The sequence below is a fragment of the Salinicola socius genome (assembly GCF_001937195.1).
Lineage (GTDB): Bacteria > Pseudomonadota > Gammaproteobacteria > Pseudomonadales > Halomonadaceae > Salinicola > Salinicola socius.
Map to the genome: position 1 here is coordinate 1 of NZ_MSDO01000099.1, position 581 is coordinate 581.

The window sequence follows — 581 nt, forward strand, 5'->3', positions numbered from 1 at the left end:
GAACCTGGCCGCTGAGAACGCTGTTCTCGCCGGTGGTTTGGGTATCGGCGACGGCCACCGGCGCATCGTTGGTGCCGGTCACGGTGATCGTCACCGTCTTCGGTGCACTGACGCCGCCGTCATTGTCCGTGGCGGTATAGCTGAAGGTGACGTCGCGACTCTCGCCCGCGGCGAGACCGTCGAAGTCGGTGCCCGGCGTGAAGCTGTAGCTGCCGTCGGCATTGAACGTCAAGGAGCCGTTGCCCTGACCTACACCGGTGTCGAGCGCGTAGCTGGCGATGGTGCCATCGACGTCGGTCGCTGCCGGAACCTGGCCGCTGAGAACGCTGTTCTCGCCGGTGGTCTGGGTATTAGCGACGGCCACCGGCGCGTCGTTGGTGCCGGTCACGGTGATGGTGACCGTCTTGGGTGCACTGACGCCGCCATCGTTATCGGTGGCGGTATAGCTGAAGGTGACGTCGCGGCTCTCGCCGGCAGCCAGACCGTCGAAGTCGGCACCCGGCGTGAAGGTGTAGGAGCCGTCGGCATTGAACGTCAGGCTGCCATTGCCAGTGCCGACATCCGTTGCCAGGTCGTAACCG

Annotated in this window: 1 protein-coding gene; it reads right to left on the reverse strand. The window is 65.4% G+C overall.

Annotated features, from left to right (window positions below):
- Window positions 1-581: Ig-like domain-containing protein (locus BTW07_RS19020; RefSeq protein WP_167369294.1), on the reverse strand; the 581-nt coding region annotated here is incomplete at both ends.